12 protein-coding genes are annotated in these 12,806 nt (G+C 61.8%); 9 read left to right on the top strand and 3 right to left on the bottom strand.

Going from position 1 to position 12,806, the window contains the following annotated elements; translation table 11 throughout:
* Positions 1 to 3: 3 nt before the first annotated feature.
* Complete coding sequence (locus AC1D19_RS18620) at positions 4 to 777, bottom strand: AraC family transcriptional regulator (RefSeq protein ID WP_477764064.1); 774 nt, start codon at positions 775 to 777, stop codon at positions 4 to 6.
* 133 nt (positions 778 to 910) lie between these two features.
* On the opposite strand from AC1D19_RS18620, the gene AC1D19_RS18615 reads away from it, so the two are divergent.
* Both AC1D19_RS18615 and AC1D19_RS18610 read left to right on the top strand, forming a co-directional pair.
* The gene (locus tag AC1D19_RS18615; protein WP_477764063.1) at positions 911 to 2,131 is read left to right on the top strand and encodes an MFS transporter; all 1,221 of its coding nucleotides are present in this window, start codon (positions 911 to 913) and stop codon (positions 2,129 to 2,131) included.
* 171 nt (positions 2,132 to 2,302) lie between these two features.
* Complete coding sequence (locus tag AC1D19_RS18610; RefSeq protein ID WP_477764062.1) at positions 2,303 to 3,127, top strand: helix-turn-helix transcriptional regulator; 825 nt, start codon at positions 2,303 to 2,305, stop codon at positions 3,125 to 3,127.
* A 140-nt stretch (positions 3,128 to 3,267) separates the two neighbouring features.
* Here AC1D19_RS18610 and AC1D19_RS18605 read toward each other — a convergent pair whose 3' ends face one another.
* Entirely contained in the window at positions 3,268 to 3,588 is a 321-nt protein-coding gene (locus AC1D19_RS18605; RefSeq protein ID WP_477764061.1) for a DUF6124 family protein, read from the bottom strand.
* Between the two features lie 569 nt (positions 3,589 to 4,157).
* On the opposite strand from AC1D19_RS18605, the gene AC1D19_RS18600 reads away from it, so the two are divergent.
* The 6 genes from AC1D19_RS18600 to AC1D19_RS18575 all read left to right on the top strand — a co-directional run bounded on the left by AC1D19_RS18600 (position 4,158) and on the right by AC1D19_RS18575 (position 10,923).
* Positions 4,158 to 5,273, top strand: a complete 1,116-nt coding sequence (locus AC1D19_RS18600) for an ABC transporter ATP-binding protein (RefSeq protein WP_477764060.1) — start codon at positions 4,158 to 4,160, stop codon at positions 5,271 to 5,273.
* A 39-nt stretch (positions 5,274 to 5,312) separates the two neighbouring features.
* On the top strand, positions 5,313 to 6,455 hold the full coding sequence (locus tag AC1D19_RS18595; RefSeq protein WP_477764059.1) for an ABC transporter substrate-binding protein: 1,143 nt from the start codon (positions 5,313 to 5,315) through the stop codon (positions 6,453 to 6,455).
* Between the two features lie 31 nt (positions 6,456 to 6,486).
* On the top strand, positions 6,487 to 7,404 hold the full coding sequence (locus AC1D19_RS18590) for an ABC transporter permease (protein ID WP_477764058.1): 918 nt from the start codon (positions 6,487 to 6,489) through the stop codon (positions 7,402 to 7,404).
* Position 7,405: 1 nt separating this feature from the next.
* Positions 7,406 to 8,233, top strand: a complete 828-nt coding sequence (locus tag AC1D19_RS18585) for an ABC transporter permease (protein ID WP_477764057.1) — start codon at positions 7,406 to 7,408, stop codon at positions 8,231 to 8,233.
* A complete protein-coding gene (locus AC1D19_RS18580; RefSeq protein ID WP_477753989.1) occupies positions 8,226 to 9,698 on the top strand; it encodes an aldehyde dehydrogenase family protein in 1,473 nt (490 codons plus the stop codon). Before AC1D19_RS18585 ends, AC1D19_RS18580 begins: the two co-directional genes overlap by 8 nt.
* Before the next feature lie 457 nt (positions 9,699 to 10,155).
* Positions 10,156 to 10,923 (top strand): metallophosphoesterase, encoded by a 768-nt coding sequence (locus AC1D19_RS18575; RefSeq protein WP_477764056.1) that lies wholly within the window; start codon positions 10,156 to 10,158, stop codon positions 10,921 to 10,923.
* Between the two features lie 68 nt (positions 10,924 to 10,991).
* On the opposite strand, the gene AC1D19_RS18570 is transcribed toward AC1D19_RS18575, so the two are convergent.
* Positions 10,992 to 12,011: a GlxA family transcriptional regulator gene (locus AC1D19_RS18570; RefSeq protein WP_477764055.1), complete on the bottom strand. Its 1,020-nt coding sequence runs from the start codon at positions 12,009 to 12,011 to the stop codon at positions 10,992 to 10,994.
* Positions 12,012 to 12,134: 123 nt separating this feature from the next.
* Between AC1D19_RS18570 and AC1D19_RS18565 the strand changes: the two genes are divergently transcribed.
* Positions 12,135 to 12,776, top strand: coding sequence for an HD domain-containing protein (locus AC1D19_RS18565; RefSeq protein WP_477764054.1), 642 nt, complete (start codon positions 12,135 to 12,137; stop codon positions 12,774 to 12,776).
* Positions 12,777 to 12,806: the final 30 nt, after the last annotated feature.

Genomic DNA, 12,806 nt, shown 5'->3' with positions numbered 1-12,806 from the left:
GGATCACTTGAAAAAATCACTCGGCGTCTTGCCGAACTGCTTCTTGAACATGGTCGTGAACGCGCTTGGGCTGTCGTATCCCAGCTCCCCGGCGATGTCGATGATCTTCTCGCCGACGGCGATTCGTTCCAGCGCCAGCAGCAGTCGCGCTTGCTGGCGCCATTGGCCGAAGGTCATACCGGTTTCCTTGCGCAACCTGCGCTGGATGGTTTTTGCGTCGAGGCTCAATCGCGTACTCCAGTCCGACAACGTCGAGCCATCCCCGGGATTACGCTGCAACGCGGTGCAGATCAGGTTGATCCGTGGATCGGTGGGCTGTGGCAGGTTCAACGGCAAGGTCGGCAGGATCGTCAGTTCATCCAGAATCAGCCGCAGCACCCGGGCTTCCCGCGAGTCCGGCTCACAGGCAAAGTCAAAATCGACCGAGACCTTGATCAGCTCGCTCAGCAACGCGGAAACACTCACCGCCCGGGTTTCGGCGGGCAGCTCCAGGCTCGGGTCAGGGCGCACGAAAACGCTGCGCATCTTGATCGCCCCCACACAGCGAATCGAGTGCACTTCTCCACTTGGCATCCAGATGCCACGGCTCGGCGGCACCGTCCATTGGCTGGTGGCGGTGTGCACCACCATCACGCCTTCGATGGCATAGATCAGTTGATGCTTTTCATGGGAATGCGGCGCGATGAACCAGTTTTCCGCGTAGTCGGTCGCACTGCTGCGTACGCTCCAGCCGCCCTGGTCGATCTCCGCAAGAAATGCCTGCAATGGTTTGATCATGACGCCCTTTTTGCGATGGTCAATGCCCGAGTTGCGCGAGACGGGCGCCTTTGAGGCCCCTAGGATAACGCCGAACCCTGAAATGGGCTGCGCCTTGCGTTCGCAGTTCGCGTTTTTATCCGGAAACTCGCCTATGTCGACCACTACCCTCAGCTCACCCTCGCCCACCGTCTCGGTTGCAAGCCAGGCCAGCCCCCTGGTCATGCGCGTCATCGGCGCTTGCGCCCTGGCGCACCTGATCAACGACTTGATCCAGGCCGTGCTGCCTTCGATCTACCCGATGCTCAAGGCCAGCTATGGCCTGAGTTTCACCCAGGTCGGCCTGATCACCCTGACCTTCCAGCTCACCGCTTCACTGCTGCAACCGTGGATCGGTTTCTACACCGACCGGCATCCCAAACCGTGGCTGCTGCCAGCGGGCATGGTCTGCACCCTGATCGGTATTCTGATGCTGTCGATGGTCGGCAGCTTCCCGGCCATTCTCGTGGCCTCGGCACTGGTGGGGGTTGGCTCGTCGACCTTTCACCCCGAGACCTCACGGGTGGCGCGACTGGCCTCAGGCGGTCGCTACGGCCTGGCGCAGTCGACCTTTCAGGTCGGTGGCAACGCCGGTAGCGCCTTCGGTCCGCTACTGGCCGCCGCGATCATCATTCCCTATGGCCAGGGCAACGTCGCCTGGTTCGGCCTGTTCGCGGTGTTCGCCATCCTCGTGCAGTACGGGCTGAGCCGCTGGTACCGCAACCACCTGAACCTGTTCAAGCTCAAGCAAGGCAGCAAGGCCACCCACGGCCTCTCCAAGCGGCGAGTGACCTTCGCCCTGGTGGTGCTGGCGTTGCTGGTGTTCTCCAAATACTTCTACATGGCCAGCTTCACCAGTTACTTCACCTTCTACCTGATCGAGAAATTCGACCTGTCGGTGGCCAGTTCGCAGTTGTACCTGTTCCTGTTTCTTGGCGCCGTCGCGGCGGGCACCTTCTTTGGTGGCCCGATCGGCGACCGGATCGGCCGCAAGCAGGTGATCTGGTTTTCCATTCTCGGCGCCGCCCCCTTCACCCTCGCCCTGCCCTACGTCGACCTGTTCTGGACGGGCGTGTTGAGCATGATCATCGGCTTCATCCTCGCCTCGGCATTCTCGGCGATCGTGGTCTTCGCCCAGGAACTGGTGCCCGGCAACGTCGGCATGATCGCCGGGGTGTTCTTCGGCCTGATGTTCGGATTCGGCGGCATTGGCGCCGCGCTGCTGGGGCATCTGGCGGATATCCATGGCATCGAGTACGTGTACATGCTGTGTTCGTACCTGCCGTTGCTGGGGATTTTGACGATCCTGTTGCCTTCGACCCGGAGTGCTCGCTGAAGGATTCAGCCGATCATTTTTGATACCCGCCCTGTAGCACTCGGTAACACCTGGCCCTGTTGCGGTGCGTCTTTGCCACGACGCACCGCCACCCGCCCCGCGCCACACGGGCAAAACCGCCATGGCGTACTTTGTGCATCCAAAGGCCATCCTCTTCTGCCTGTAGCCGCCATGCGCCCCAAGGAACTGAAACTCTGGACCACCGGAGTCGCCCACCTGCTCGACCTGCCTGCCGGGCATGCGCGGCTGTCGGGGTTGAGCCATTGGCTTCGGCAAATCTGCCCGGTCGATCATTTCGTGTTGTTTGTCTACGAAGGCAATCACCGGCCACTGGCGTTGTTCGATACGTTCTCGGCGGACAAGCGGGCGGTGTATGTCGATGACTATCAGTGCGGGCCTTACCTGCTCGATCCGTTCTACCTGGCCTGCACACGCGAGCAGGCACCGGGGCTGTGGCGTCTGCGCCAGTTCGCCCCCGACCACTTCTACCTCGGCGAGTACTTCCTGACCTATTACCAGCAGACGGGTCTGGCCGAGGAAGTGGCGTTTTTCGTCGACCTCGGCGGTGGTGCCACGGCGGTGTTGTCACTGATGCGCTCCAGCGCCAGCTGTGCGTTCAGCCGGGACGAAATGCAACTGGTCGAGTGCGCGCAAGCGGTGGTCGAACAAGTCATCAATGAGGCCTGGCGCTTGCGTCAGGCCCAGCAACCGCGACCGGCACAGGACCTGGACTTCAAGATCCGCGCAGCCTTCGACCAGTTCGGCGCGCACATCCTCACCGGCCGCGAGCAGGAAATCGTTCAACTGTTGTTGCGCGGCCACTCCAGTGCTTCGGTGGCCGAACAACTGAACATCAGCCCCGGCACGGTGAAGATTCACCGCAAGAACATCTATGCCAAGTTGGGTATTGGCAGCCAGTCGGAATTGCTGGGGTTGTTTATTCGGGAATTGACGGAGGATCCGTTGCAAGCCTCCGGCCTCAAGCTACAGGCCTGATACCCATCGGTTGTCCGCCCCACCTGTAGGAGCTGGCTTGCCAGCGAATGCGGTTATTCAGCCGACAAGTCAGTTGCCTGACACACCGCTTTCGCTGGCAAGCCACTCCTACAGGTCTGTGGGTGATCTGGAGATTGTGGTCAGGGCGGATCAAGCTGATCCAACGCCCGGTTCACCGCCAGTTCCCCCAGCATGATCACCTGCGCAATCCCCAACAGCGCATTGCGGCTCGTCCCCTCCAGATGATCCACCAGATCGTTGGCCATGACATTGGCCGACGCCAGGGATTCACAGGCGCGCACCAGCAGGGTTTCGGTATTGAGTTCGGGATTGACGATGAACATCGTGCTGGGCTTGCGCGGCGTCGCCATGATGTGGGGGACGGGGTTGAGGTCGTGATCGAGGCTTTCGTACGGAGATGCCGGATCGGTGTCAGGCGGGTTGGGTGTGACTTTGAACATAGTGAAACTCCTTGTACCGTAAAAAAGAGCCATCACTCTCACGCTACCAAACGTTGGGTGGTGGCCATACGCAGGTTGGTAGACCGGGTACAAGGAAACCGGCGCGCCCGAAGGCGCCCTGTGCATGGCCACCATGTAGCAGCAGAGCAGAAAAACGCTGCTGATAGTGACGCATTGCACCTTGTAACACCGGGCTACCAAACCCGATCACTGTTTTTCAGTGACCGGCAAACGATAAGACCCGACCCCAAGGCGCACAAGCCGGCGGATTCTGGCGTACCTGTAGGCAACGACGCAAGGTGGTGTAGCCTTCGCGAAGTAACTCCGGGTGTCTTTAAACACGCATCTGCATTTTGTAGGAGCGAGCCTGCTCGCGATGGTCGTTAACGAATACGCGTGATGACTGGCTGAACGCAGCGCTCTTGAGCCCATCGTCGGAACGCCGCCCGGAGCAGGCTCGCTCCTACAACAAGCTGTTCCTATCCCCCAAGGGATATATACACCGCAAAACCCCGATTGCTAGTTTGGCCCCCGACGCACTGATTCATCACTGCAAGGGAGCCCGCCTCGTGAACAACACCCCGCCAAGCGATATCGAATTCTGCAATGTGGTCAAACGCTATGGCGAGGTGCAGGCCGTCAGCGGTCTGGATTTCGCGGTGCGGCGCGGCTCGTTTCATTCCTTTCTTGGCGGCTCTGGCTGCGGCAAGACCACCACCTTGCGCATGATCGCCGGCTTCGAGCAGCCCACCAGCGGCGAGGTCCGTCTGGCCGGTAAAAGCGTGGCCGATGTGCCGGCCTTCGAGCGGCCGGTGAACATGGTGTTCCAGCATTACGCGTTGTTCCCGCATCTGACCGTGGCGCAGAACATTGCCTACGGACTGCGTTATCGCACGCCGCGCCCGGACAAAAAACAGCAAATGCGCATGGCCGATGAAGCGCTGGAGATGGTGCGTCTGAGCGGCTTCGGCCAGCGCAAGCCGAGTGAGTTGTCCGGCGGCCAGCAACAGCGTGTCGCCCTCGCCCGCGCCTTGGTCAACAAGCCGACGGTGTTGCTGCTTGACGAGCCGCTGGCCGCGCTGGACCGCAAGCTGCGCAAGGAGATGCAGTCGGAATTGCTGCGTCTGCAGCGCGAGGTCGGCATCACCTTCGTGCTGGTCACCCACGACCAGGAAGAAGCCTTGTCGATGAGCGACAGCATTAGCGTGATGCACAACGGTTCGATCATCCAGACCGCCACCCCGGAACAACTCTACGAAGCCCCGGCCAGCCGTTACGTGGCCGACTTTATCGGCGAGTCCAACCTGTTCGACGGCACCGTGCGCCAACTCAATGGCAACTCGGTGGTGCTGCGCACCGAGCAAGGGCTGGAGCTGACCAGCCCACTCACCCCCACCGGCAAGGGCCTGAGCGCCAACGCTGCCGGCTGCATAGCGGTGCGGCCGGAGCTGATCAGCATCGCCGGGGCCAACGCCGAGATGGCCCGGGAAGTGAAGCTGCAAGGCTGCGTCGAGGACCGCATCTACCTGGGCAATTCCACCGAATACCGCGTGCGCACCCAAGCCTTCGGCGTGGTCTGCGTGCGGGTGCCGCGCCAGCAGGATCACGGCGCCAATGCATTCGAACACGGCGCGCCAGTGCGCGTCGGCTGGGATCACGCCAATGGTCTGGCCATGGCGTTGTAAATCATCGATTCGTTTCATCAACCGGATGTGGAGCGTGCTATGGACCAGAAGACTTTTATAAAAACCCTGCGCAGCTGGCAGAACGGCTCGATCAGTCGTCGCGATTTCCTTGGCCGCACCGGCCTGGGGATTGCCGCTGCCGTGGTCGCCACCAACATGCCCGGCCTGCTGACCTCCACCGCCGAGGCTGCCGAGCAAACCAAGCTGGGTGATCGCCTGTCGCTGGCGACCTGGCCGAACTACCACAGCCAGGAAAACCTCGACGCCTTCGGCAAGACCACCGGCGCCCGGGTGTCGATGAGCGTATTCGGCTCCAACGAAGAAATGCTCGCCAAATTGCAGGCCGGCGGCAGTGGCTGGGACGTGCTGGTGCCGACCAACTACACCATCAGCACCTACGTCGGCCTGGGGCTGATCGAGCCGCTGGACCTGTCGCGCATTCCCAACTTCGACGCCTCGGCGTTCCAGCAGAAGTTCATGGCCCAGGGCACGGTGGACGGCAAGGTCTACGCGGTGCCGAAAAACTGGGGCACCACCGGCATGCTCTACGACGCCGGCAAGCTGAAGAACGGCCCCGCCAGCTGGAAGGAATTCTGGGCCACCGCCCAGGGCCCGGCCAGCGGCCGCACGATGGTCCACGACTACCAGTTGACCGCCATCGGCAACGCGCTGAAAAGCTTCGGCTACAGCTTCAACTCCCTGGACCCGAAAGAACTGGCCGACGCGGAAAAACTGCTGATCGAAGTCAAGCCGCACCTGTTCGCGATCAACTCCGACATCCAGCCGTCGATGCGCAGCGGCGATGCCTGGCTGGCGATGTCGTGGACTGGCGACGCCTCGCAACTGCACCGCGACAACGCGCAAATGCAGTTCGAACTGGGCAAGGAAGGTGGCGAGCTGTGGAGCGACTTCTTCGCCATCCCGAAAAGCTCGGAGCACAAGGATGCCGCCTACGCGTTCATCAATTACCTGCTCGATCCGCAGCACAACAAGCTGGAAGTGCTGAGCCACGGCTACCCGAGCGGCGACAAGCGTGTCGACGCGCTGCTGCCTGTGGCGATGCTCGACGATCCGATCATGTACCCGGCCGCCGAGGCCCTGAGCCCGCTGGAGTTCGGTGCCGCCGCGACGCTGACCAGCCCGGCGCGCGCCGAACTGATGGCGCGTTTCAAGTCCGCCTGATCGCTTGACCATGGCCAATGAGGAGTCACCCATGAATGCCGTCGCCCACCCGCAAACGGTACAGCCGGGCCATGCCCTGTCGGCCGAGGTTCGCCAACGGCGCAGCCTCGGCCGGCGCATCACCCTGGTGATGCTCTTGCCTTCGACCCTGTGGTTTCTGCTGCTGTTGTTGATGCCGCTGGTGATCATCCTGGTCTTCAGTTTCGGCGAGCGCAGCGCCGTGGGCGGTTACGCCGGTGGCTTCACCCTGGCCAACTACCTGAACCTCGGTTCTCGCGGCGCGGCGTTCAGCAACACGCTGATGCTCGCGCCGCTGGGTACCCTGGTGTGCCTGTTGGCGGCCTATCCGTTGGCGTACTTCCTCGCGGTCAAGGTCACGAGGAACCGCTCGCTGTTGCTGACCCTGGTGATCGTGCCGTTCTGGACCAGTTTCCTGATCCGCACCTATGCGTGGATTTTCATCCTCAGTGGCAAAGGCATTCCGGCACTGCTGGCCAGCCTGGGTCTTGAGGATGTGCGGCTGATCAACACGCCGTGGGCGGTGCTGATCGGCATCGTCTACGGCTACCTGCCGCTGATGGTGTTCCCGATCTACGTCAGCCTGGAAAAACTCGACAAGCGCCTGCTCGAAGCCTCGGCGGACCTGGGTGCCAGCGCCTTCGAAAGCTTCCGTCGGATCACCCTGCCGCTGTCCGCGCCGGGGATCATCACCGGGGTGATGCTGGTGTTCATCCTGTTGATGGGCGAGTTCCTGATCCCGGCGATTCTCGGCGGCGGCAAGGTGTTCTTTGTCGGCAACGCGCTGGTCGACCTGTTCCTGCAATCGCGCAACTGGCCGTTCGGCAGTGCGCTGGCCATGACGTTGGTGGCGATGATGCTGCTGATCATCGGCGTGTATCTGAAACTGGTGGCGCGCTATGGCGGCCGCCCTGCCGACGGAGGCCTGTGACATGTGGCTACGTAGCTATTCAACCTCGCTGTACCTGTTCCTCTATGCGCCGATTGCCTTGATCGTGCTGTTCAGCTTCAACGCAGGGCGCAGTGGCCTGGCGTTCCAGTGCTGCTCGGTGCAATGGTTCGGCACTGCGTTCGGCAACCCGTTCATCATGGAAGCCCTGGGCAACAGCGCGCTGATTGCCGCAAGTTCCTCGGTGATCGCCACGCTGTTCGGCACCCTGGCGGTGTTTGGCTTGCAGCGTTGCGGCAGCAAGGTGCGCATGTTGTTCGATGCGCTGACCTATTGCGCGATCATCGTGCCGGGCATCGTCATCGGTATCTCGACGCTGATTGCGTTCATCAGCCTGTTCGACCTGATCAACCCGCTACTGGCGAGCTGGCTGCCGACGGTGCCGAAATTGAACATGGGCTTCTTCACCGTGATCGCCGCGCACTCGCTGTTCACCATGGCCCTGGTGATGGTGATCGTGCGCAGCCGCGTCGATTCACTGGACAAGGCTTTGCTCGAAGCCTCGGCGGACCTGTATGCGCCACCGATGGACACCTTCTGGCGGGTGACCCTGCCGCAGATCAGTTCGGCGATCATGGCCGGGTTCCTGCTGGCCTTCACCTTCAGCTTCGACGATTTCATCATCGCGTTCTTCGTTGCCGGTTCCGAAACGACGTTGCCGATCTACATCTTTTCCTCCATCCGCCGCGGCGTGACGCCAGAGATCAACGCGATTTCCACGGTGATCATCTGCGTGTCGCTGGCCCTGCTATTCACTTCCCGCCATCTGCAAAACCGCCGCACCGGCGTCCAGGAGTCACACCATGCGTGATCAGCTCTACATCAACGGCGAATGGGTCAGCCCGGACCTGGGCGGCTATCTGGACGTGATTGATCCGGCTACCGAACAGGTCTTCCACCGCGTGGCGGCGGGCACTGAAGAGGATGTCGACCATGCCGTGCGTGCGGCCCGTCGCTCCTTCGACAATGGCTGGGGACAAACCAGCGGCGCCGAGCGTGCGCAGTGGCTCGAGGCGCTGGCCGATGAGCTGGAAAGCGGCCAGCAGACGCTGGCGGAACTGGAAGTGCGTGACAACGGCAAGCCGCTGCCCGAAGCGCAATGGGACATTGGCGATGCGATCGGTTGTTTCCGTTACTACGCCGGTTTGGCCCGCGATCTTGACCAGCAGCAGGATCAGCCGTTGGCCTTGCCGGATGAGCGTTTTCGCTGCCGCCTCCGCCACGAGCCGATTGGCGTGGCCGGGCAAATCATTCCCTGGAACTACCCGCTGCTGATGGCCGCGTGGAAGGTGGCGCCAGCCTTGGCCGCCGGGGCCACCGTGGTGTTGAAACCGTCCGAACTGACGCCATTGACCGCGCTGGAACTGGCGGCCGCTGCCGATCGTATCGGCTTGCCCGCCGGGGTGCTGAACCTGGTCACCGGCCTCGGCGCCGACGCCGGCAGCCCGCTCACCGAGCATCCGGGGGTGGACAAACTGGCCTTCACCGGCAGCGTGCCCACCGGGGCGAAAATCATGTCGGCAGCGGCGCGGGACATCAAGAACATCAGCCTGGAACTGGGGGGCAAGTCTGCGTTCATCGTGTTTGATGACGCCGATGTCGAAGCCGCTGTGGAGTGGATTCTGTTCGGGATTTTCTGGAACCAGGGTCAGGTGTGCAGCGCGACTTCACGCCTGCTGGTGCAGGAAACCATCGCCCCGCGCCTGATCGAACGGCTGGTGGAGGAAACCCGCAAGATCAGCATTGGCCCCGGTATGCAGCCCGGCGTTCTGCTCGGGCCGCTGGTCAGCCAGGGCCAGTACGACAAGGTGCTCGGCTTCATCGACCAGGGCTTGGCCAGCGGCGCCCGTTTGCTCACCGGCGGACGGCGACCGGCGCATCTGGCCGAAGGGTATTTCATTGAGCCGGCGATCTTCGATGAGCCGGGGCACAGCAGCATCTTGTGGCGCGAAGAAGTGTTCGGCCCGGTGCTGTGCATCAAGCGCTTCAAGACCGAAGAACAAGCGCTGCAAATGGCCAACGCCAGCCGCTTCGGCCTGGCCGCCGCCGTGATGAGCGCCGATTTGCAGCGCACCGCCCGGGTCGCCAACCAGCTGCGCGCCGGGATCGTCTGGGTCAACTGCTCGCAACCGACCTTCGTCGAAGCGCCCTGGGGCGGGATGAAACACAGCGGGATCGGCCGGGAGCTGGGGCAATGGGGGTTGCACAATTACCTGGAGGTCAAGCAGGTGACCGAGTACGTCAGTGACGAGCCGTGGGGTTGGTACTTGAAATAAACCAGTCAACCTCTTTGCTTTTGCTTTGGCTTTGGCTTTGGCTTTTGATCTTCTTGCCCCCTCGAGAGGCCGAGCGCAGGTTCTGCGCAGTGGGCAACCCGGCATGGATGCCGGGTTAGCCGCCGCCGGCCATGGATGGCCGATGGCGGCGGGCCCACGGAGCAGGACCGGAGCGAGGGAATGCCGAGCTTGGGCGAGGCACCGAACGAAAGGGGCAAGAGCCCTTGGTTACTTGGGGCTTTTCCAAGTGACCCGCCGTAAGGGCGGAACCAATAGTCGCCGTTACCGCAAAAACGGATATGTACACCCGCAAAACCACATCACCCAACACATAGCCATCGCGAGCAGGCTCGCTCCTACAGTGGATTTTCGGCGTGGCATAAAGCCGGCTTGTGGCAACGGGTCGACAACGGGTAATTTGGACGACCTGCCCCTCAAGACACGCCGGAGTTGATCCATGCGCATCGCCTTGCTGTCCGACATGCACCTGTCTGTCAACGCGGTCCCTTTTCCCACCGTGGATGCCGACATTGTCGTACTCGCCGGGGACATCGCCCGGCCGGCCAAGGCCATCGAGTGGGCCAGAGCCTGCCCGGTTCCGTTGTTGTACGTGGCGGGTAATCACGAGTTTTATGGCAGTGACCTGGTCTCCACCTACGAGCAGTTGAACAGCCTGGCGCAAGGCACACAGATCCACGTACTGGAACGTTCGGAGTACATCCACGACGGCGTACGTTTTCTCGGTTGCACCTTGTGGTCTGACTATCGCCTGCTCGACAGCCCGGAGGATCGGGCGCTGGGCATCGATCTGGCGACGCAGCTGATCCGTGACTTCAGCCACATCAGGATCGCCCCCGACTTTCCAGACCTGTTCACCCCGGCCATTTCCCAACTGGTGTTTCTACAGACCGTCGTCTGGCTGGAAGACTGCTTCACCCGCGACAGCAGCACGCCCACGGTGGTGGTCTCGCATTTCGCCCCGACCCGGTCGAGCATCAGCCCGACCTTTGCCGGCTCGCCGATCAACTCAAGTTTTGTCTCGGACCTCGAAGCGCGGATCAAAGACTGGCAGCCGGCACTGTGGCTGCATGGCCACACCCATGGCAGCTTCGATTATCGGGTGGGCAACACCCGCGTGGTGTGCAACCCCCAGGGCTATGCCAAAAATGGCATCAATGAAAATCCTGATTTCGATGAGGCCTTGGTGATCGATCTGGAGTTCTGAGGTAACGCTCAGATCAACAGTTCCAGCGCATCGAACCGTTCGACATTCTCCGAAAGCCTCGGGCGCCCCTACCCCACGTCCGGCGCGAAACGTTGCGCGTACTCCCTGGGACTCACGCCAAGGCGCCGGACGAAAACCTTCCTCAGTACGTCAACGCTGTGATAACCGCATCGGCGTGCGACCTCCTCCATCGAGCGCCCACCCAGTTCGAGCTCCCGGCACGCGGCTTCCAGCCGAACGTCTTCCACGTACTTGGCCGGGGTGGTCTGCAACTCGCGCTGAAAGATCCGGATCAAGGTTCGGACACTGGTAGCAAAGCGGTCTGCGAGGATTTCCACGGTCAGCTGTGAACTCAGGTGCTCACTGATCCAGTGGCACAGTTCATCCAGATTAGAACCGGGGACCTGCTGCGATTGCAGGGCGACACTGAACTGCGCCTGCCCACCGGGACGGCGCAGGAACAGCACCAGGTTTTTCGCGATGTCCAGCGCAACGTCATCCCCCAGGTCTTCGCTGACCAGCGCCAAGGCAAGGTCGATGCCCGCCGAGATGCCGGCCGAGGTATAGACTTTGTCGTCCTTGATCCAGATCGGATTCGGATCGACCTGCACCTTGGGATATCGCTCGGCAAGATCGCGTGCCATGCGCCAGTGAGTCGTCGCCCGGCGCCCGTCCAGCAGTGCTGCGTCTGCCAGGGCGAACGCGCCGACACAGATCGAGCACACCCGTCGTACGCTTTCGGACCTCGTGCGAATCCATTCGATGGCCGCCCCGTCCAGCTGATCGATTGCCTGCCAGCCTGTCGCCACGATCAGCGTGTCGATGGCCTTGTCGGCACGCCGCTCGTGCTCGAGGGTCGTGTGCGCCATGAGCCCGATGCCAGTGCTGCTGGCCATTTGCGGGTCGACGCCCGCGCAGACCAGTTCAAGCACGTAGGGCGCGAAGGCTCCGTCGTGCAGAGTGTTCGCCAGGGAAAACACCTCGGCCGGGCCGATGACGTCGAGCCCGTCGACGGGTGGCAACCCCAGAATCACCACGCGTTTTGGTGTGCGGCCCTTCAATGAATGGCCAGGTTTCGTCTTGTTCATCACGGCGGGTTCCTGCTCGTTCAAGGCACCAATATTGGCACAAATCATCCGCAAATAGTCAATTACGCCACACCATACATCCCTAGAGTGAATGGCAAGCCAAGTTCATTACCGGGAGGCACCATGAATACACCCATCAACATCAGCGGCTTCAGCGCTCCAGACTCCGAGCTAGCCCGCAGAGCCGCATCGCTCGTGGAGCGCGTCCATTCCAGAGCGCTTTTGCATCATGTGCACCGGACATGGTGGTTTGCCGAATTCCTTGGCCAGCGCCGGGGCTTGCGGTACGACCGTGAAGCGGTCTACCTCGCCGCACTGCTGCACGATTTGGGGCTGACGCCCGAGTTTGCCGCCGACCAGCGCTTTGAAGTCGATGGCGCCGATGCCGCCCGTCATTTTCTCCTGGCCAACGGTTATCCGCAGGCGAAAGCTGAACAGGTCTGGGATGCAATTGCCCTGCACTCCAGCGCCGGCATCGCCGACCGCAAACAGCCGGAAATCGCCCTGATCTATCTGGGCGCCCATGTCGATGTCATGGGCCTGCACCTGGATGAAATCACCCCTTCGCTGGTCGACGACACGCTCGCGCTTTACCCCCGCATCGGCATGAAAGCGGCCTTTACCCAGGCCGTTGCCGAAGTGGCCAGGAACAAACCCCATACGGCCATTGGTACCGGGCTCGCCGATGTCGGACGTCGCCATGTCCATGGTTTCGATTGCCCGAATGTCTGCGACCTGATCGACAACGCCCCCTTCGACAGCTGATCCACTTCCCGTTTATTACAGTGAGAGAAC

The sequence above is a fragment of the Pseudomonas sp. P1_C12 genome (assembly GCF_056406435.1).
Note: the sequence above shows the minus strand (reverse complement) of the source record. Positions and strands in the feature narration are given on the sequence as shown.